Origin of the sequence: Mycetocola lacteus, from assembly GCF_003667575.1 — a bacterium.
GTDB lineage: Bacteria > Actinomycetota > Actinomycetes > Actinomycetales > Microbacteriaceae > Mycetocola > Mycetocola lacteus.
The window spans coordinates 203,448-222,867 of record NZ_RCUY01000002.1 but is presented as its reverse complement, the minus strand read 5'-3'; the positions used below and the strand labels follow the sequence as shown (position 1 = coordinate 222,867).

The window sequence follows — 19,420 nt, the reverse complement described above, 5'->3', positions numbered from 1 at the left end:
AACCGACCGGGGTCGTCCCGGTCGGAACCGAGGAGTACCCGTGAGCACGACCCCTGACACCGCCGTCACCCCCATCGACCAGACCTCGGCAGCCGAGCCCGTTGCATCCAGTCGCGCCGAGTCGGCTGCTTTCGCGGACGCCGCCGTCGCGGCGGAGGGCGTCGAGGATGCCGAGCCGAGCCGGGCCGAACTGGCTGCCGCCGGAGAACGCCGCATCGCCTGGATTCGCACCCGGATGGGCATGCTGGCGAATCTGCGCGAGCGCTTTGCCGCCGAGCGTCCGTTTGAGGGCATCACGATCGGGCTGTCGCTGCATGTGGAACCCAAGACCGCGGTCCTGGTGGAAACCCTCGCCGCCGGTGGTGCCCGCATCGTGGGAACCGGCAATCATGGGTCGACCCAGGACGACGTGGTCGCGGCCCTGCAGGAGCGCGGGATGACCATCTTTGGGCGGCGCGACGACTCGATCGAGGAGCACCACCGAAACCTTGCCCGCACAATCGCCGAACGCCCGCAGATTCTGCTGGATAACGGTGCTGATCTGGCGGCGCTGGCGGTCACCGAGGGGCTTTCGGGGTCGCTGATCGGCGGCACCGAGGAGACAACCTCGGGGGCGTTCCGCCTGCGCGAGGAGATGAACGGGGAGGTGCCCTTCCCGGTGATTGTGATCAACGACAGCCCGCTCAAGGCCATCGGCGAAAACAAGCACGCGGTGGGGCAGAGCGCGGTGGAATCCTTCATGCGCCTGACAAATGTGCAGGTGCCCGGACGCCGCTTCGTGGTGGCCGGCTACGGCTGGTGCGGTCGAGGGATCGCCCAGTATCTCCGCGCTCTGGGTGGCCGCGTCTCGGTGGCCGAGGTGGACGAGCTGGCCGCCTATGAGGCCGCGTTTGACGGTTTCCGGGTGGCACCGCTGGCCGATCTGGTGTCCTCCGCCGACGTCATCATCACCGCGACCGGCCGCGCCGGCATTCTCACCGCCGAGCACTTCGACCTGCTGCGAGACGGCACGATCCTGGGCAACATCGGTCACTTCCCCTGGGAGATCGACGTGCCCGCGCTGACCTCTGCGGGTGCCGTGGCTCCGGTCACCGAGGAGATCGATGCGATCACCCTGGACGGGGACCGTACCGTCTATCTGTTGACCGGCGGGCGCATGTACAACCTCGCCGGAACCGCGCCGCGGGGCAACTCAATCGAGGCGATGGATGTGGGCTTCATGATGCAGGCCCTCTCGCTCGAGCGGATCGCGCTGCGCGCGGCGAACCTGCCCACCGGACCGCAGCCGGTCCCCGATGACATCAACCGCGATATTGCCCGGCAGACCCTGAGCCTGCTGGGCAGCTCGCTCGCCTAGGCCCGCGCGGATGGGCTGCCGATGAGCGTCGGGCCCACGCGGGAAACCGCGGCGGGATCGGTACACTCGAACACTATGAGCATCGATCCCGCCGCGGCCTCCCCGGCCGAGTCCGCGCCCGCCTACGCCGCCCCGGCGGTGGAGAAGGCGCTCGACATCCTGGAGTTTCTCGCCGAGACCCCGGGGCCGGTGAGTCAGCAGGCGATCGCCCAGCACACGGGCCGCTCGGCCGCGCAGATTTTTCGGGTGCTCAGTGTGCTGGAGCGTCGGGGATACATCGCCCGAGATGAGGGCTCGGGTCTCTACTCGCTGAGCCTGCGACTCTTTGAACTCGCCCATCGGCATGATCCGATTCGCTCGCTGGTGTGGCTGGCGCAGCCCATCATGCGCCGCCTGGCCACGAGTGTGGGGCAGTCCTGCAACCTGGGCTATCGGGCGGGGGACCACTTGGTGATCCTGGCCGAGTCCGCCGGTCCCGGGGACTTCGGGTTCCGGGTGCGGGTGGGTGCGGAGTTCGATCTGCGCGGCACCAATGCGGGTCGGGTGCTGCTGGCGTTTGCCGATGCCGGCGGGGCAGGCGCTGCCACTGCTGTTGCAGCCGCTGATGCGGCACTCGATGCCGATGCCGATGCCGCTGCCGGTTCCGATGCTGCCGGCGTGGACGCTTCGCTCGCCGACACCCTGGCGGTCATCCGCACGGCCGGGATCGCCGAGCAGCCCGACGGACTCTATCCCGGGGTCACCGACCTCAGCGCCCCGATCCTCTCCCGGGAGGGCGTCGCCCTCGCCTGCCTCACCGTCCCCTATGTGGCCACCTCGCTGAGCACCCACCCGGCCGGTTTTGTGCGTGAGGAGCTTCTCGCCGCAGCTGCCGCGATCACCGAGCTGCTCGCGGGCGCGGATGCCGCGCCTTCGGGCGCATCCGGCATCCCCTCGGCAGCGAACGCGGGCTAGCCGGACGCCGAGCCTCGACGGCGAACGCGGGCTAGTTTGCGGCCGGGCCTCGCCGGCGGTCGATTTCGCTGAGCACCGCCGGTGCAACAACACCGTGGATGAGGACGCTCCCGACCACGGTGGCGACGGCGATCATCAACACATAATCGGCCTCCGTGCTGCCGGAGGGCAACGCATTGTAGGCGAGGAGCGCGAAGACGATCGAGGCCGTGCCGCGCGGGCCGAGCGCGCCGATGAGGAGTCGATCGCGACGGCCAACGGTGCTCCGCAGGAGCGACAGATAGACGGGGCCGATGCGCAGGAGCGTGAGCGAGAGCAGGGCAAACACGATGAGTGCCCACTCCACCCCGCCGGAAAACGCAACCAACATGGTGCCGCCGAGCATGAACCACACCAAGTTTGTGGTGAGTACCCCCACCTCGTCGATAAATCGAAGTTCGGTGTGGGGGATCGACCGCACCTCCATCCCCCGGGTTCTCATGATGCGATACGCGAGCCCGGTCACAAAGGCGGCCACAAAGCCGTTGGCGTTGATCTCGGGGATGACGGCGGCGGTTCCAAACGCGATGAGCGGCAGGAGCATGGTGACCAGCCGGATCCCCGCATCGCTGGCCCAGCCGATTCGGTGGAGGTGGCGCACCGCCAGCCCCAGGCAGGTCCCGAGTGTGATACCCACGGCAATGGCCGCCAGGATCGACGGCGCGGCATTTGCGAACACTCGCGCGAAATCCTCGGCACCCTGATCGAGGATCCGGTTCTGATCTCCGGGCTGGGCCTCGATCGCCTTAGTGATGGCCACGGATACCGCCAGCGACATGCCAAAGAACGGGGCAACCAGGCCGTCGTTATAGCCCCCCTCGATGGTGAGGATCGAGCGCACCCGCGGGGGCAGGCTGCCGAGCCGCAGCATCCGAGCGGCGGGTGCCAAATCGATCGGCATCACCACACAGGCGATGACCAGGGCGACCAGCAGCGCGTCGGGAACCAGAAAGACACTGATCAGTGCCGCGAGCATGATGGCAAGGGGGAGCGCGATCAGCAGCAGTCGCAGCGTCGCGTTTCGTTCCCCGCCAAACAGGCCGCGACCGCGTACCTCCATCGCGTCGGTGAACAGCAGAATGGCGAGGATCAGCTCGACCACGCGTGAGCTCACCTCGGTGTCGATGGCCGCGGCAAAAGCCGGAACATTCCAGACCGTGGTCAGGGCTCCGAGGGCGATCAGTACGGCCGGACCGGCGATTCCCCAGCGTTCGAATCGGTGGGAGACGAGGGACCACACCGTGACAGCCGCCAGTCCGATTAACACTAAGGGGGGCATCGGACTCTCCTTATACCGGGTCGGATGTGTGGCTGCACCTGCGGCCAGCTTACCCGGGGTAAGCGCTAATCGGCGGTGTTTTCGGCCGGGGACCAGGTCGGGAACGGGTCGGGGAACCGTGCCCAGGTGGTCGGTCCGGCCTCAAGCTCGGCGTCGGTGAGGGCGGCATCGTCGAGCGAGCGGGTGAGGGCGTCGAGGTCCAGGTCGAGACCGATGAAGGCCAGGTCCTGGCCGACGGACATGAGTTCCTCCGCGGCCGGATGATCGTCGATGCCCACCAGACGGTCGTGCTCCGAGAGGACCTGGAACGCGATCGTGCACCCCACGTGCTCCCACTGCATCGTCTCGCCGGGGCGGGTCGCGAAGCGGCAGAATCCCGCCGAGCGAACGATCAGGCCAAACTCACCCGGTTCGATCCGCTCATCCAGCATCCGCTGGAGTCGCCCGGGGTGCAGCGGACGCAGCTGCTGGTAGCGCAGGGTGCTCACCCGACGGTCGGTCATGTGGGGGGCGGCGTCCTCGTTGAGGATGCTGACCCATCCCGCGCGGTCCTGGGCGGCGGCGTAGGCGGGACCCACAGAGATCGGGTCAATGGTATCCACGTGCAGGCGCAGCCGGGCGCGCGGGCTCAGGGTGCTCACCAGCGCCATCACGGTCGAAAGATCGGGGGTGCTGAGCACGTCCCAGTTGACCAGCACGATGGTTGAGGCGTATTCAAGCTGGGTGACCGTGAGCAGGGCCCGGGCGGTGAATTCGCGGGGCTGGCCGGTGGGTGTGCGGGCGGTCACGATGAAGTCTTCGGCGGCGAGGTCGTCCAGTAAATGGGCGGCATCCACCACGCAGATGACCGCGCCCAGGCGCGTGTGTGCCGCGGGGTCGGTGAGGGCCCCGATGAGTTCGATCGCCGAGGCCGTGGCCGGGCACTCAACCACGACGCCGGCCGAGACGTCCACGGTCGCGGATCCATCCGCCGAGGTTTCGGCCCAGGTGAGTGCGTCGACGGCGGACGGCCGGCTCAGGTGTGCGGCGGGAATCAGCGCGCGCCCGGACTCCTCCGAGAGTCTGCGCGCGTACAGTGCCCGTTCCGGCGCGCACGCCCCCACCACCGCAACCACGTCTACCTGATCCACCGATTCTCCCTTGCTGTTCCCCGACGAGGGTCGTCGGTGTATGTTAATGATAACAGTTCTCAATAGTAAGGAAATTCGATGAAGGTTCGTTCATCCCTCAAATCGCTCAAGAATCAGCCGGGATCGCAGGTGGTTCGCCGCCGCGGCCGCACGTTTGTGATCAATAAGATCAACCCGCGCTTCAAGGGTCGTCAGGGCTAGCGCTCACCAACCGCCACACACACCAAACGCCGCACGCTCCGGGGGGAGGGCCGTGCGGCGTCTGGCGGGCTCGGTTAGTCTTCGGAGCCGTGTGGAATGTGACGGGTGCGTAGGAGCGAGCTTTCCCGCCACAGCAGGTGTGCCCCGGTCCAGACGAGCATGCCGGCCACCAGGCACAGGCAGGGGAACAGGATCAGGAAGTCCATCGTGGTGCCGATCGGCGGTGCCCCGGGCATCGCGCTGCGCAGGGCAGGGAAGGAGAGCATCGTGGCCGAGAGCCAGATCACGTTGGAGAATTCCAGCTTGCGCTTGATCAGCGCGCTCCCAATCGTGACCACGGCCATCAGGGTCGTCAGCAGGATAGCCAGGACGTAGAACCCCACCAGGGTGATGCTCAGCGCGTCTCGGCTGCCCTCGATGGTGATCGGGAAGAGCGTCTTCCCGTCGGTCACCCCGGCGTCGCTCAGGTGTGCATTGAGGACCCAGGGTCGCGCCGAGTTGGTGAGATCAACCTCGAAGGGCACCGCCTTACCGGTGTCCTCCTCCTGTACGCTCAGCTGGAAATCCGCGAAGGGCTGATCGAAGGGGTAGGCGGTGTCGCCGCGATCCAGAGCCAGGGTGACCGATGTGGGGTTGACCACCGATTCGCCCGGGAAGGTCACCACCGAGGTGGTCACGCCGCCGCTGGACACCTCGATCCGCAGCCCCTCGGAAATCTCGCCTGCCTTGGCACCCAGCAGCGATCCATGAGCAATCGGCAAAACATTCGCCTGGATCACCCGGTTGCCAAGGTCCACATCCTGCACCTTCATCTGCAGCGTGAGGTAATCGCTTGAGGTGGCCTTGTTGTCGCCGCTGATGGGCACCTTGGTGGTGCTCTGGAGCACCCCGGAGAACGCCACAATGATGTAGTAGATGACCAATACGGCCACCACCACGCCGAGGATAATCGGTGCCGGATTGCGCCGTGTGGTCACGGGGACGGTGTCATCGGGAGACGTCATGATTCACTCCGAGGGGGATTGGTGGCGGTTGGTTTCGAGTCGGACGGGCGGGGACGGCGTCGACGTTTTTCGGTTTCGGTCGCCGCGAGTGCGAGGAGCAGGAGCGCCAGCAGCGGAATCAGCGCACCGGGGAAGGTGGCAATGGGGAAGGTGGAGAAGGTTGACGCCAATGCGGCGGATTCGTTCTGGAGGCCCACGGGGATGGTGGAGGTCTGACTGTTCGCCTGTGCGGTGAGGTTTGTGGTGGTGGTGAACTGCTGCCGGGCGATGTCGGGGGCATTGAGTGCATCGGCGTAGAGGTAGATCTCGACGGCCGCCGACTGGCCGGGCTCCAGCGTGATCGTGCAGCTAAAGGTCAGGGTGAGCACCGCACACCGGCCGTCGTCGCGCAGGGTGACCGCGCGGTAGATCATGCCCGAGTCCGTGCGCCCCGAGAACCTCACGGTGACCGCCTCATCGACCCTGTTGGGGCCCAGCGTTCCGCGCATGACGCCGACGGTTCCGGGATCGATTCGGCTGGCGGCGAAGGAGAGGTCCATCGGTAGCGCGCTAATCCGAGCCTGGGCAGGAGAGCCGGGTTCCGGCGTCGGGGCGGGAGATTCCTCCGGGGGCACCATCGGCGCGGTGGGCGGCAACGTAGGGGGCGGGGTTGGCTGCGGCCGCGGCGAGGCACCCGTTCCCGGTGTGGGACGCGGAGCCGGAGGGCCCGGGGCGGTTGTGGGAGGCGGAGTGAGTGGCGGCGGAACCCGCGGCGTCTCGATCACGGTGAAGGTCGACTCCATGGGTGCGGATGTGAGGCCGCCGAGACTCTGGGTGATCGAGAGTTTCACCCCACCAAGGGCAAAGGAGGTGGCTGGGGTGCAGGCCCAGGTGCCGGTGGCCGATGCGGTCGCTGTACACACGATTCCGTTGGGGCCCGAAACCTCCACGCGTGCCCCCGGCAGGGCGGCGTTTCCGGAGATCTCCGGTGCGGTCAGCGTGGTGCTGCCACCGGGTTCGGGGGCCAGGATGCGCGGAGGCTCGGGGGCCGCCACGGTGAGGGTGGCGGCGGATGTGATCGGGGAGGCCGCGTCGTTGATCGAGGCGAGTGTGGCTGAAAGCGGGTAGGTGGTGCCCGCCGCGGTGTCCGCGGGCACGGTCCCATCAATACTCAGCTCGACGTTTTGCCCCGTGGCGAGCGTCCCCAGTGCCCGCCCCGCGGTGAGTGTGGCACAGTCCACGGCGGTCGTGCCTACGCGGCAGGCGGTGGCCGGAAAACCGCCCAGGGAGAGCGTGACGCTGGTGTCCGTGGCGGCCCCCGGACCGCCATTCGTGATGGATAGGGTACGGGTTAGCGCCACGGTGGGGACGGCCGTTTCCGGGCCGCCCTGAGTCAGGGTGAGCGCCGCGGGTTCGAGCACCTCATAGGTGCTGGCGTCCGAGGCGGGGGAGACGTCTCCCGCCGGACTGGTCTGGGTGGCGCTGAACGTGTGCGTCCCGGGTGTAAGGGGCGCGGGTGCCAGGCAGGTCCAGGTCGTGGCTGAGCTGGCCGGGATGGTGCACGCGGGAGCGCCATCGATGGTGATCGCCGCGGCGTTGCCCGCGCGTTTGGTGCCGGTGATCGTGGGCTGGGTCTCGAGTGAGCGCGTCCCGGGGGCGGGCGTCTGAATGATGGGTGCGGGCGGAGCAAGCACGGTGATCCGGTACACGCCCTCATCGCCGGGGATGAAGCTCACCCCGAGCGCGGTTCCCGCCGCCCGATTGTCGTTGATGCGGACCTGCAGGGTCACGATGTTGCCGGCCGCCCAGCCGCCGGCACTCGAGGGGCCGCAGGAGACGCCCGATGCGGTGGGGGTGCAGCCAAACGACGTCGAGCCGCTCGCCGAGGATCCGACGGCGCTCACGATGCTGGTGCCCACCGGGGCGTTGATTGTCCATCCGGTATTGGGTGCCCCGGCAATTGTGTTCTGTACCTGGACCTGAACGGTGTCTCCGGGGTATCCACTCGCGGTTCCCACCTGCGTCATGGCCCGGGCAGGGGCGGTGGGCCCGGCCACGAGGTATCCGGCGACCAGCGCGCACACTGCAATGAGGAGGGTTAGGGCGCGCAGGATCGGTGTGCGGTGTACGTGCTGAGACGTCATCGTCTATCGGGCCCCTTCCCTCAAGATTTGTGCCCCACGCTATCGGGCATATCGCCCGTTTGGCTAGGGGTTTTGCGGAGAATTTTGTGGAGTGATACCCGTATGGCACGCGCGTCCGAGCACGGGATTTTGCCCCGATTATCACGACCCGATGGGCGCTGTGTCGCGGGCACGGTAGGCTATACGGGTGAGTAATGAAATTGAGATCGGTGTCGGTAAGCGCGCCCGTGGCGTATTTGGATTCGACGATGTTGCCATCGTCCCGGACCGGCGTACCCGCGATCACCGCGACGTCTCGGTGAGCTGGGAGATCGACGCCTTCACCTTCGACACCCCCTTCATTGCCGCCCCCATGGACTCGGTCGTCTCGCCGACCTCGGCCATCACCATCGGCAAGCTCGGTGGCCTGGGTGTTCTCGACCTCGAGGGCCTCTGGACCCGCTACGAGAACCCCGAGGTACTGCTGGCCGAAATCGCCGAGCTGCCCGCCGAGCGTGCCACCAAGCGCATGCAGGAGATCTACTCCGCCCCGATCATCCCCGAGCTGGTGACCGCGCGCATCGCCGAGATCCGCGCCGCCGGTGTTCCCGTTGCCGCCGCGCTCTCGCCGCAGCGTACCCAGGAGCTTTCCGACACCGTGGTTGCCGCGGGTGTCGACATCTTCGTGATCCGTGGCACCACCGTGTCCGCCGAGCACGTGTCCAAGGAGTCCGAGCCGCTGAACCTGAAGAAGTTCATCTACGAGCTCGACGTGCCGGTCATCGTGGGTGGCGCCGCCACCTACACCACCGCCCTGCACCTGATGCGTACCGGTGCTGCCGGTGTGCTGGTGGGCTTCGGTGGCGGTGCGGCCTCGAACACTCGTGCAACTTTGGGTATCCACGCGCCGATGGCTACCGCCGTCGCCGATGTGGCCGGCGCTCGCCGTGACTACATGGTGGAGTCCGGTGGACGCTACGTGCAGGTCATCGCCGATGGTGGCCTGGGTTCCTCGGGTGACATCGTCAAGGCCATCGCCTGCGGTGCCGACGCCGTGATGCTGGGTACCACCCTGGCCCGCGCGACCGACGCTCCCGGACACGGCTACCACTGGGGTGCCGAGGCCTACCACCCGCAGGTCCCGCGTGGCCGCCGCGTCGAGGTGGGCACCGTGGGAACCTTCGAGGAGATCTTCCACGGCCCGGCATCCAGCTCCGAGGGCACCGCGAACCTCACCGGCGCCCTGCGTCGAGCGATGGCAACCACCGGATACTCGGACCTCAAGGAGTTCCAGCGCGCACCGCTGGTCACCCGCCGCTCGATGTAACACTTCCGCGGTGTTACGGCACCGCTCACGAATGCGTCGTCCCCACTTCGGGGCGGCGCATTTGTGGTTTTCCGCGGGGGATCGGGCCATACGCGGTGCACGCCGGGCGGTATCGTTCTGCACGCTCGGTAATTGCCCAGAATTTCGAGTGGACCCCTGGTTTCTGCCTGCGCGACTGGCTAGGCTCGGTGGTGGCGGTGTGACCGTTCCGGTCGCCCGCAATCAGCTTGGCCGGAATCGGCTTGCCGGTTCCCACCACCGAGGGAGGGCACATGGCAGCGGAAAAAAAGTCCACGAAGTCGACGGCGGGACAGGGGTCCCGTGCGGAGGAGCCGCGGCGTGTGGGGCTCGGCCCGGAACAGCGCTCGGCCGCGATCGAGGCACTCAAGGAGCGTGAGCTCGACGTTCTGGTGGTGGGTGGCGGAATCGTGGGTGCCGGATCGGCACTGGACGCAGTCACCCGTGGCCTGAGCACCGGAATCCTCGAGGCTCGCGACTGGGCCAGTGGAACCTCCAGCCGCTCCTCCAAGCTGGTGCACGGTGGCATCCGCTATCTGGAACAGCTCGACTTCCGTCTGGTGCGCGAAGCCCTGATCGAGCGTGGCCTGCTGCTGCAGCGTCTGGCCCCGCACCTGGTGAAGCCCGTGCGCTTCCTCTACCCCCTGAACCGGCCGGTGTTTGAGCGCTTCTACATCGGTGCCGGCATGATGCTGTACGACATCTTCTCCTACACCGGCGGCCGTCCGCCGGGGGTGCCGCACCACCGGCACCTGAGCAAACGACAGGTGCAGCGGGCGATCCCGTCGCTGCGCAATAACGCGTTTGTCGGCGGCCTTACCTACTACGACGCCCAGGTGGACGACGCCCGCTATGTGGCCTCCCTGGTACGGACCGCCGCGAGCTACGGCGCGCACGCCGCGAGCCGCGTGCGGGTTGAGGGCTTCCTCAAGGTGGGACAGCGCGTGGTGGGCGTGAAGGCACACGACCTGGAGACCGGCGAGCACTTCGAGGTGCGCGCCAAGCAGGTCGTGAACGCCACCGGTGTGTGGACCGATGACACCCAGGCGCTCGTGGGCGAGCGCGGGCAGTTCAAGGTGCGCGCGTCCAAGGGCATCCACCTGGTGGTGCCGCGCGATCGCTTCCAGTCCAACATGGGTCTGCTGCTGCGCACCGAGAAGAGTGTGCTGTTTGTGATTCCCTGGGGCCGGCACTGGCTGATCGGCACCACCGACACCGACTGGGACCTGGACAAGGCGCATCCTGCCGCAACCGCCGCGGATATCGACTACCTGCTGGAGCACGTCAATAAGATCCTCGCGGTTCCGCTCACCCGGGACGATGTCGAGGGTGTCTACGCGGGCCTGCGTCCGCTGCTGGCGGGCGAGAGCGATCAGACCTCGAAGCTCTCGCGCGAGCACATCGTGACTCACTCGGTCCCGGGGCTCGTGGTCGTGGCCGGCGGAAAGTGGACCACCTATCGGGTCATGGCCAAGGACGCGGTGGATGCGGCGGTGGATGCGCTAGATGGCAAGATCCCCAAGTCCGCGACCGAGAACATCTCGCTGGTGGGGGCCGAGGGCTATCAGGCCGCGTGGAATAAGCGCGCCAAGATCGCCCGTGCGTTCGACGTGCACCCGGCCCGGATCGAGCACCTGCTGAACCGTTACGGCACACTCGCCGATGAGGTCCTCGACCTGATCCGTGAGCGTCCCGAACTCGGGGAGCCGCTGCCCGGTGCCGACGACTATCTGGGTGCCGAGGTTGTCTACGCGGCCACCCACGAGGGCGCGCTGCACCTCGACGACGTCCTGGCCCGCCGCACCCGCATCTCGATCGAGGCGTGGGACCGCGGGGTTTCGGCCGCCCCGGTGGCCGCCAAGCTCCTCGGCGACGCCCTGGGCTGGGACGCTGCCCGTGTGCAGAAGGAAACCGACCTGTACCTTGAGCGGGTCAAGGCCGAGCGCGCCTCCCAGGAGCAGCCGGACGACGTCTCGGCCGACCGCGTGCGCCTGGAAGCCCCCGAGGTGGGCGAGGCATAGCCCCAAGCCGAATCACAACAGCGGCGGCCCCGGATCATCGATCCGGGGCCGCCGTGTTATGCGTGGGTGTTACGCCTGCAGCCAGATGGTGGCGTCACCGGGCAGGATGTTTCCGGCAATGGTGGTGCTGGCCAGCAGCACGGGCAGTTCCGCCAGCTCGGCCGGGATTTCCCAGTCGGTGGTGGCGGTGTTGCCGAGCACGATGACGTCACCGTTGCGGAAACCGATCACGGTGTCGGGCAGGTCCTCGACCCAGGTGACCGAGCCCAGACCCAGATCCAGACGCTTACGCAGTTCCAGGGCGGTGGTGTACATGGTCAGGGTCGAGCCCGCTACACCCTGCTGGGCGGCGCGGGAGTAGTCGTCCCAGTCGTCGGGCTGGGGCAGCCAGGCCTCGCCGGTGGTGTTGAAGCCGTAGGCGGTGGTGCCGGGCTCCCAGGGCAGCGGGACGCGGCAGCCGTCACGGCCGTAACGCTCACCGTTGGTGCGGAACCAGGTGGGGTCCTGACGGGCCTCATCGGGCAGGTTAATGACCTCGGGCAGGCCGAGCTCCTCACCCTGATACATGTACGCGCCACCGGGCAGCGCGAGCATGAAGGCGCTCGCGGCGCGGGCGCGCTGCAGACCGACCTCGCGCATCGGCTGGCCGGGGCTCTTGGGGCCGATGCCGTGACCCTGCGGGTTCTCGGCGGTCAGCGCCAGACGCGAGGCGTGACGCACCACGTCGTGGTTCGAGAGTACCCAGGTGGCCGGGGCACCCACGGCGCCGAAGGCTTCCAGCGACTCGTCGATGACGGGGCGCAGGGCCTGGGCATCCCAGGCGGTCTCCAGGTAGGGGAAGTTGAACGCCTGGTGCATTTCGTCCGGGCGCACCCACTTGGCCATCTTGCTCAGCGGGTTGATCCACGCCTCGGCGGCCAGCACGCGGTCGCCCTCGTACTCGGCGAGCACCTTGTGCCAGTCGCGGTAGATTTCGTGCACGCCCTCCTGTCCCCAGTAGGGAACCTCGAAGTCGTCGCCACCCATCGATCCACCGCCGGGGTTCGGGGTGTAGTCGGGCAGACCCTCGGCCTTGATCATGCCGTGGGCAACGTCCACGCGGAAGCCGTCGACGCCGCGGTCCAGCCAGAACCGCAGCACGCCGCGGAACATCTCGCGCACCTCGGGGTTGGTCCAGTCGAAGTCGGGCTGGGTCGAGTCAAACAGGTGCAGGAACCACTCGCCGGGGGTGCCGTCGGGGTTGGTGGTGCGGGTCCAGGCGGGGCCGCCGAACACGGATTCCCAGTTGTTCGGGGGCAGTTCGCCGTTTTCACCCTTGCCGTCGCGGAAGAGGTAGCGGCCGCGCTCGGGGGAGCCGGGGGCCGCAGCCAGGGCCTCGATGAACCACTCGTGGGTATCCGAGGAGTGGTTGGGAACGAGGTCCACGATGACCTTGATGCCGCGCTGGTGGGCGCTGGCAAGCATCGCATCGAAGTCGTCGATGGTGCCAAACAGCGGGTCCACGGACATGTAGTCGGTCACGTCATAGCCGGCGTCCTTCTGCGGGCTGCGCATGAACGGGGAGAGCCAGACGGCGTCGACGCCGAGGTTCTCCAGGGCGTCCATCCGGGAGGCGATTCCGGCGAGGTCGCCGACGCCGTCGCCGTTCGCATCGGCGAAGGAGCGCGGGTAGATCTGGTAAATAACGGCGCTGCGCCACCACTCGGGAGCGGTGGTGTCGCCTGCGGCAGAGAAGGCGGTGGGCTGAGTCATGCCGTTACTCTAGGGCACTTCGACAAAATATGGAAACGCTTGCTGAAACCAGCGAAAGGCGTGTCGCGTACTTTACATATCGCCAGGAATCATGGGCTTTGCGTGGCGACACGATCTGGGATATACATGTAAACGCTTGCACTATTTGCGGTGAAGCGCGGTAGCTCCACGCAACGAACGAAAGGTACACCAATGAAGGTGACTAAGAAGCGCGTCCTCCTTACCGGGGCCGCCCTGACCGCCCTGGCCCTCGGGCTGAGCGGCTGCTCGGCATCCACCGAATCCTCCGACGCCGGTTCGTCCAAGAACACGCTGACCGTGTGGGTGGACGCCGACCGTGCCCCGGTCCTCAAGGAGGCCGCCGCCGAATTCGAGAAGAGCTCGGGTGTGCACGTGAAGCTCGTGCAGAAGGACTTCGGTTCGATCCTCGACCAGTTCATCGCCCAGGTTCCCAGCGGCAAGGGCCCCGACATCACCATCGGTGCCCACGACTGGATCGGTAACTTCGTTCAGAACGGCGTCATCCAGCCCGTGGAGCTCGGCGACAAGGCCGCCGGCTTCGAGAAGATCGCCACCGACGCGATCACCTACCAGGGCAAGACCTACGCGGTTCCCTACTCGATCGAGAACATCGCGCTGCTGCGTAACACCGCCCTGGCCCCCACCGCGCCGACCACTTACGACGAGATGGTTGCGATGGGTAAGGCCGCCGGAAGCGCCAACCCGTTCCTCGTGCAGCTCGGCCCGCAGGCCGACCCGTACCACCTGTACCCGTTCCAGAGCTCGTTCGACAACCCGGTCTTCGGCCGCAACGCCGACGGCTCCTACAACGCCGACGACCTGACCATCGGCAACGAGGGTGGAACCAAGTACGCCAACTGGCTGGCCGAGCAGGGCAAGGCCGGAAACCTCAACATTTCGATCACCGCCGATATCGCCAAGGAGAAGTTCAACTCCGGGCAGTCGCCGTTCATGATCACCGGACCGTGGAACGTTCCCGACGCCGAGAAGGCCGGCATCAAGCTGGCAGTGGACCCGATCCCCTCCGCCGGTGGCGCTCCCGCGCAGCCGTTCGTGGGTGTGCAGGGCTTCTTCATCTCCTCCAAGACCGCCAACCCGCTGGCGGCCAACGAGTTCCTCACCAACTACCTGGCCACACAGAAGGTCCAGACCGCGCTGTTTGAAAAGGGTGGACGTGCCCCGGCACTCAAGGCCTCCTTCGACGCCGCCTCCTCGAACCCGATCGTCAAGGCGTTTGGTGACGTGGGCCGCAACGGTGTCCCGATGCCCTCGGTACCCGCCATGGGCAAGGTCTGGCAGTTCTGGGGTGTGACCGAGGCCGCCATCATCTCCGGCGAGGGCGACCCGTCCACGCTGTGGACCAAGATGACCGCGGATATCGCCGCCGCAATCAAGGGTTAGTCCGGGATCCACCGGGCCGAGAAACAGGAAAACAATGAGTTCACGTACCCCCTCACCCCAGACCCGAGCGCGCCGCTCGCGCGGTGCCGCGCGGCTGGCCAACATGGCCGGGGGATCGCTCGGGGCGATTCTGGTAAAGATCGTCCTTCTCGGCCTGGTGGATGCCCTCGGCATCTTTGCGCTGTTCATGCTGGCCACCCAGCACAACTGGATCGTGTTTGCGATCGTGGCAGCGGCGCTGATCGCCATCAACTACATCTACTTCTCCAAGCGCACGCTGGCGATGAAGTACCTCACCCCCGGCCTGATCTTCCTCCTGGTGTTCCAGGTATTTGTGATCGGCTACACCGGTTACATCTCGTTCACCAACTACGGTTCGGGCCACAACTCGACCAAGGAGGACGCGGTCACCGCGCTAATGCAGTCGGCGCAGGAGCGGGTGCCGGACTCGGCCACCTACGCGCTGACCGTGGTGCGCGACGGGGGAGACTTCGGCTTCCTGGTCACCGACCCGAAGGGTGAGGTGTCGTACGGTACCGCCGAGCACCCGCTCGAGCGGGTAACCAACGCCACCATGACCGGCGACAAGGCCACCGGCCTGCCCGGCAAGGAGGCCCTGAACTTTACCGACATCGTGGACAACCAAAAGGCCATCGTGGACCTGCAGGTTCCGGTGTCCAGCGATCCCAACGACGGTGCCCTGCGCACCCCGGATGGCTCCAGCGCCTTCCTCTACCTCTCCAGCCTGCGCTATGACGCGCACGCCGACACGATGACCGACACCAAGACCGGTACCGTCTACTCGGACACCGGGGTGGGTGCCTTCGCCGATCCGGCGGGCAAGCAGCTCAAGCCCGGCTGGTCGATCGGCGTGGGCTTTGACAACTACGTCAAGGCCATCACCGATGACGGCATCCGGGGTCCGCTGATCGGCGTGACCATCTGGACCTTCGTCTTCGCGCTGCTCTCGGTGCTCACCACGTTCGCACTCGGCCTGTTCCTCGCCATCGTCTTCAACGACATGCGGATGAAGGGGCGCGCGTTCTACCGTGTGCTGATCATCCTGCCCTACGCGTTCCCCTCGTTCCTGGGCGCGCTGGTGTGGGCGGGACTGCTGAACCGCGACTTCGGATTTATCAACCTGGAACTCTTTGGCGGGGCGCATATTCCGTGGCTCACGGATGCGCTCCTGGGTAAGATCAGCATCCTGTTTGTGAACCTCTGGCTGGGCTTCCCCTACATGTTCCTGGTGTGTATGGGAGCGCTGCAATCCATCCCCGACGACGTGCAGGAAGCCGCCAAGATGGACGGTGCCAACCCGTTCCAGATCTTCAAGAAGATCAAGCTTCCGCTGCTGCTGGTGTCGGTGGCCCCGCTGCTGATCTCCTCGTTTGCCTTCAACTTCAACAACTTCAACCTGGTGTACATGCTCACCGGGGGAGGCCCGCGTGATGCGTCCGCGTCGATCAACGTGGGTGGCACCGACATCCTGATCTCGATGGTCTACAAGGTCGCGTTTGTCGGAGCCGACCGTGACTACGGTCTGGCCAGCGCCTTCTCGATCCTGATCTTTATCGTGGTCGCGATCATCGCGATCGTGAGCTTCCGTCAAACCAAGGCCCTGGAGGAGCTGAACTAATGAGCGCACCCACCCTCACCCCGTCCACTCCCTCCACCCGAGCCCGGGACCGCCGCGGTTTCAAGGCGCGGCGCTGGTTCCTGGCCACCGGCTGGCGTCACCTGGTCGGCTGGATCATGATCGTGTTCTCGGTCTTCCCGCTGCTGTATGTGCTCTCCGCGTCGCTCAACCCCGGCGGTACCCTGCTGAGCTCCAACGGTCTGTTCTCGACCATTGGATTCGACAGCTATACCAAGCTGTTCAACTCGCCCCAGCAGCCCTACGCCGCCTGGTTTGGAAACACGCTGTTTATCGGCCTGATCACCGCCGCCGGTACCGTGTTCCTGGGAGCTTTGGCCGCCTACTGCTTCAGCCGGATGCGTTTTGCCGGCCGCCGCGTGGGCCTGCTGACCCTGCTGGTGGTGCAGATCTTCCCGCAGCTGCTCGCCGTGGTGGCGATCTTCCTGCTGCTCACCGGGATCGGAGACATCTTCCCGGCGCTCGGCCTCGACAACCAGGTCGCCCTGATCATGGTGTACCTCGGCGGCGCGCTGGGTGTGAACACCTACCTGATGTACGGGTTCTTCAACACCGTTCCGGCGGCGATCGATGAGGCGGCCAAGCTGGATGGTGCGAGCCACGCCCGCATCTTCTTCACCATCATCCTGCGCCTCGTCGCCCCGATCCTCGCGGTTGTGGGTCTGCTGGCCTTCATCGCCACGACCAACGACTTCGTGATCGCCAGCGTTGTGCTGGTGAGCCCGGAGAAGCAGACCCTCGCCGTGGGCCTGTACCAGTTTGTCTCGCAGGAGTTCTCCTCGAACTGGAGCGTGTTCGCCGCCGGTGCCGTGCTCGCGGCCCTCCCGGTGATGGCGCTGTTCCTCTTCCTGCAGAAGTACATCGTCGGCGGACTGACCGCCGGCGCGGTGAAGTAGGACACACCACCACACCATCCCGCGGCCTTTCGGCGCGCGCCAACAGGGGATCGCTACACTGGAACAACTTCATTTGAACACCCCGCCGCGCCTAGAAAGGACCGGGATGGTTGGTATTGACGAGGTCGCCGAGCGTGCTCGGGTGTCCACCGCCACCGTCTCACGTGCCCTGAGCGGACGTGGGTATGTGGCCGAGGGCACCCGCGCTCGGGTCCACGAGGCCGCGCGCGAGCTCGGTTACGTGGTTTCGGCCGGGGCCTCGGCCCTCGCCTCCGGACGCACCCGGAACGTCGGGGTCGTGGTGCCCTTCCTCAGCCACTGGTTCTTCGCGGCCGTGGTTGAGGGGGCGCAGTCGGCGCTTCAGGAGCACGGCTACGACCTGACCCTGTACAACCTCTCCGGCGGAGCGGATGCCCGCGCCCGGGTGTTTGACGATCTCCTGCTGCGTCAGCGGGTCGACGCGGTGCTGGCCATCGGTCTGGAACTCACCCCCGAGGAGGCCGGACGCCTGCACTCGCTGCGCAAGCCCGTGGTGGGCCTCGGTGGTCCGCTGCCGGGGGTACCCGCACTGGGCATCGACGACCGTGCGGCCGTGCGTTTGGCCACCGAACACCTGATCAGTCTGGGGCATGAGCGCATCGGATACATCGGTGGTTCGGCGGACTTCGACCTCGACTTCCACCTGCCCACGATGCGTCAGCTCGGCTATCGGGACGCGCTGACCGAGGCGGGTATCGAAATCGATCCCAAGATCGAACGCGGTGCCGACTTCACCCTGCGCGGCGGAAACGACGCGGCCAAGCAGCTGCTCGGTGCACCTCGTAACCGGCCCACGGCAATCGTCGCGGCATCGGATGTGATGGCGATTGGCGCGATACTCGCCGCCCGCGAGCTGGGACTGAACATCCCCTCCGATCTCTCGGTGACCGGCCTCGACGGTATTCCCGACGGGGAGTTCTTTGGGCTAACCACGGTCGCCCAGTACCCGGCCGAGCAGGGGCGCCACGTGGCGCAGCTGCTGATCGACCGCCTGGCCGGTCTGGTCGAGGACCCCGCTCCCGATACCGCGAGTGCTCGGCTCGAAAATGGCGTGGCCCCCGCAGCGACTTCGCCAACTGCCGGGCCCGCGCTGGCCCGCGAGCTCCCGGTCGAGCTGATCGTGCGCGAGTCCACCGCACGCCCGCGCCCCTGATCTCGATCCGATTTCCCGTTTCCGGCTGGGTAACCGAGAATTGAGGGAGTGCGCCGTTTCGATGCCTCCGGGCCCTCGAAGCACAGCGTGCGTGTCCCATCCGCGCAATCCGGAAGAAAGACCGCAGCCCCGATGACTTCCCCGCTTCAGGACCCCACCGAGAGTGCCGCTTCGGCACCCACATCCACGGTGGTGATGACGGAGGACGAGGCACCCACGAAGCGCAAGAAGCTGCGCGATGTGATTCTGGCTCCGGGGGATCCCAAGCTCGGCCAGGTCATGCGCCGTCCGCGCTGGATCGGCGTGCTGATTCTGGCTCTGGCCATCGCCGCAGCCTTTGCCGCGCTGGGACAGTGGCAGCTTGCCCGCGCGGTGGCGGTGGACCCCAGCCAGGCAGGGCCCACCGAACACATGGTGCCGCTGACCCAGGTCATCGGCCCGTCCGAGCCGATCCACGACGTGCTCGTGGGTCAGCAGGTGTCGGTTACGGGGGCGTTTGTTCCCGGTGACTTTGTGGTTCTGGGCGGTCGTCTCAACGGTGACACCAAGGGGTACTGGGTCACCGGTCACCTGGTCGTTGCCGGCGAGAAGCCCGCCTCCCTCGCGGTGGCGCTGGGCTGGGCCAAGTCTCAGGACGAGGCCAACACCGTCGCCAAGCGGCTCAATGCCGCCCCCTCCAGCCAGCTCGATCTGACCGGTCGCCTGGTTCCCTCGCAGGGGCCGCTGGTTCCCGACGCCAAGACCCCTGACGCGTTCCTGCTCACGGAGATGTCGGTGGCCTCGCTGATCAACGTGTGGGCCGGCCCCGCCGGAGACGTCTACCTGCCCTACTTCCTCTCCTTCGATACGCCGGATGGGCTGACCAAGATCGACGCCCCCAAACCCGAGATCGAATTCGAGCTCAACTGGCTCAACATCTTCTACGCGATCGAGTGGGCGGTCTTCGCCGGATTCGCCGTGTTCCTCTGGTACCGCCTGACCCGCGACGCCTGGGAGAAGGAAGTGGATGAGGCGGCCGAAAAGCGCGGCGACCCGTCGCCTTTTGAGTAGTTGGCGGTGACGTAGACTA

At 66.7% G+C, this 19,420-nt stretch carries 15 protein-coding genes; 10 read left to right on the top strand and 5 right to left on the bottom strand.

Annotated elements, in window-relative coordinates:
- Positions 1–40: 40 nt before the first annotated feature.
- On the top strand, positions 41–1,357 hold the full coding sequence (locus D9V34_RS03130) for an adenosylhomocysteinase (protein ID WP_245991856.1): 1,317 nt from the start codon (positions 41–43) through the stop codon (positions 1,355–1,357).
- 75 nt (positions 1,358–1,432) lie between these two features.
- Positions 1,433–2,311 (top strand): IclR family transcriptional regulator, encoded by an 879-nt coding sequence (locus tag D9V34_RS03125; protein ID WP_183091822.1) that lies wholly within the window; start codon positions 1,433–1,435, stop codon positions 2,309–2,311.
- A 31-nt stretch (positions 2,312–2,342) separates the two neighbouring features.
- On the opposite strand, the gene D9V34_RS03120 is transcribed toward D9V34_RS03125, so the two are convergent.
- Together D9V34_RS03120 and D9V34_RS03115 are read right to left on the bottom strand one after the other, a co-directional pair.
- Positions 2,343–3,629, bottom strand: a complete 1,287-nt coding sequence (locus D9V34_RS03120; protein WP_121687475.1) for a cation:proton antiporter domain-containing protein — start codon at positions 3,627–3,629, stop codon at positions 2,343–2,345.
- A 65-nt stretch (positions 3,630–3,694) separates the two neighbouring features.
- On the bottom strand, positions 3,695–4,759 hold the full coding sequence (locus D9V34_RS03115) for a GTP-binding protein (RefSeq protein WP_121687474.1): 1,065 nt from the start codon (positions 4,757–4,759) through the stop codon (positions 3,695–3,697).
- Positions 4,760–4,837: 78 nt separating this feature from the next.
- Between D9V34_RS03115 and ykgO the strand changes: the two genes are divergently transcribed.
- Positions 4,838–4,960, top strand: a complete 123-nt coding sequence (ykgO, locus tag D9V34_RS03110; RefSeq protein WP_121687473.1) for a type B 50S ribosomal protein L36 — start codon at positions 4,838–4,840, stop codon at positions 4,958–4,960.
- Between the two features lie 74 nt (positions 4,961–5,034).
- Here ykgO and D9V34_RS03105 read toward each other — a convergent pair whose 3' ends face one another.
- Both D9V34_RS03105 and D9V34_RS03100 read right to left on the bottom strand, forming a co-directional pair.
- Positions 5,035–5,964 (bottom strand): DUF4436 family protein, encoded by a 930-nt coding sequence (locus tag D9V34_RS03105; RefSeq protein ID WP_121687472.1) that lies wholly within the window; start codon positions 5,962–5,964, stop codon positions 5,035–5,037.
- Positions 5,961–8,087, bottom strand: coding sequence for an Ig-like domain-containing protein (locus D9V34_RS03100; protein ID WP_121687471.1), 2,127 nt, complete (start codon positions 8,085–8,087; stop codon positions 5,961–5,963). Before D9V34_RS03100 ends, D9V34_RS03105 begins: the two co-directional genes overlap by 4 nt.
- Positions 8,088–8,274: 187 nt before the next feature.
- On the opposite strand from D9V34_RS03100, the gene D9V34_RS03095 reads away from it, so the two are divergent.
- Together D9V34_RS03095 and D9V34_RS03090 are read left to right on the top strand one after the other, a co-directional pair.
- Positions 8,275–9,393, top strand: a complete 1,119-nt coding sequence (locus tag D9V34_RS03095; protein WP_121687470.1) for a GuaB3 family IMP dehydrogenase-related protein — start codon at positions 8,275–8,277, stop codon at positions 9,391–9,393.
- A 272-nt stretch (positions 9,394–9,665) separates the two neighbouring features.
- Positions 9,666–11,432 (top strand): glycerol-3-phosphate dehydrogenase/oxidase, encoded by a 1,767-nt coding sequence (locus D9V34_RS03090; RefSeq protein ID WP_081863940.1) that lies wholly within the window; start codon positions 9,666–9,668, stop codon positions 11,430–11,432.
- A 69-nt stretch (positions 11,433–11,501) separates the two neighbouring features.
- Here D9V34_RS03090 and D9V34_RS03085 read toward each other — a convergent pair whose 3' ends face one another.
- Positions 11,502–13,184, bottom strand: coding sequence for a glycoside hydrolase family 13 protein (locus tag D9V34_RS03085; protein ID WP_121687469.1), 1,683 nt, complete (start codon positions 13,182–13,184; stop codon positions 11,502–11,504).
- A 192-nt stretch (positions 13,185–13,376) separates the two neighbouring features.
- Between D9V34_RS03085 and D9V34_RS03080 the strand changes: the two genes are divergently transcribed.
- The 5 genes from D9V34_RS03080 to D9V34_RS03060 all read left to right on the top strand — a co-directional run bounded on the left by D9V34_RS03080 (position 13,377) and on the right by D9V34_RS03060 (position 19,401).
- Positions 13,377–14,606, top strand: coding sequence for a sugar ABC transporter substrate-binding protein (locus tag D9V34_RS03080; RefSeq protein ID WP_121687468.1), 1,230 nt, complete (start codon positions 13,377–13,379; stop codon positions 14,604–14,606).
- Positions 14,607–14,640: 34 nt separating this feature from the next.
- Positions 14,641–16,245: an ABC transporter permease subunit gene (locus tag D9V34_RS03075; RefSeq protein WP_121687467.1), complete on the top strand. Its 1,605-nt coding sequence runs from the start codon at positions 14,641–14,643 to the stop codon at positions 16,243–16,245.
- Positions 16,245–17,159 carry a sugar ABC transporter permease gene (locus D9V34_RS03070; protein WP_121687466.1) on the top strand — a complete coding sequence of 305 codons (915 nt, stop codon included), beginning with the start codon at positions 16,245–16,247 and terminating at the stop codon, positions 17,157–17,159. Before D9V34_RS03075 ends, D9V34_RS03070 begins: the two co-directional genes overlap by 1 nt.
- Positions 17,160–17,265: 106 nt before the next feature.
- Positions 17,266–18,351, top strand: a complete 1,086-nt coding sequence (locus D9V34_RS03065; RefSeq protein ID WP_121687465.1) for a LacI family DNA-binding transcriptional regulator — start codon at positions 17,266–17,268, stop codon at positions 18,349–18,351.
- A 132-nt stretch (positions 18,352–18,483) separates the two neighbouring features.
- The gene (locus tag D9V34_RS03060; protein WP_245991854.1) at positions 18,484–19,401 is read left to right on the top strand and encodes an SURF1 family cytochrome oxidase biogenesis protein; all 918 of its coding nucleotides are present in this window, start codon (positions 18,484–18,486) and stop codon (positions 19,399–19,401) included.
- Positions 19,402–19,420: the final 19 nt, after the last annotated feature.

Bases quoted from the DNA above. Each gene is read 5' to 3' on its own strand.
- D9V34_RS03125 (WP_183091822.1), top strand. From the start codon at position 1,433: ATGAGCATCGATCCCGCCGCGGCCTCCCCGGCCGAGTCCGCGCCCGCC.
- D9V34_RS03120 (WP_121687475.1), bottom strand. From the start codon at position 3,629: ATGCCCCCCTTAGTGTTAATCGGACTGGCGGCTGTCACGGTGTGGTCC.
- ykgO (WP_121687473.1), top strand. From the start codon at position 4,838: ATGAAGGTTCGTTCATCCCTCAAATCGCTCAAGAATCAGCCGGGATCG.
- D9V34_RS03105 (WP_121687472.1), bottom strand. From the start codon at position 5,964: ATGACGTCTCCCGATGACACCGTCCCCGTGACCACACGGCGCAATCCG.
- D9V34_RS03100 (WP_121687471.1), bottom strand. From the start codon at position 8,087: ATGACGTCTCAGCACGTACACCGCACACCGATCCTGCGCGCCCTAACC.
- D9V34_RS03090 (WP_081863940.1), top strand. From the start codon at position 9,666: ATGGCAGCGGAAAAAAAGTCCACGAAGTCGACGGCGGGACAGGGGTCC.
- D9V34_RS03085 (WP_121687469.1), bottom strand. From the start codon at position 13,184: ATGACTCAGCCCACCGCCTTCTCTGCCGCAGGCGACACCACCGCTCCC.
- D9V34_RS03080 (WP_121687468.1), top strand. From the start codon at position 13,377: ATGAAGGTGACTAAGAAGCGCGTCCTCCTTACCGGGGCCGCCCTGACC.
- D9V34_RS03075 (WP_121687467.1), top strand. From the start codon at position 14,641: ATGAGTTCACGTACCCCCTCACCCCAGACCCGAGCGCGCCGCTCGCGC.
- D9V34_RS03070 (WP_121687466.1), top strand. From the start codon at position 16,245: ATGAGCGCACCCACCCTCACCCCGTCCACTCCCTCCACCCGAGCCCGG.
- D9V34_RS03065 (WP_121687465.1), top strand. From the start codon at position 17,266: ATGGTTGGTATTGACGAGGTCGCCGAGCGTGCTCGGGTGTCCACCGCC.
- D9V34_RS03060 (WP_245991854.1), top strand. From the start codon at position 18,484: ATGACTTCCCCGCTTCAGGACCCCACCGAGAGTGCCGCTTCGGCACCC.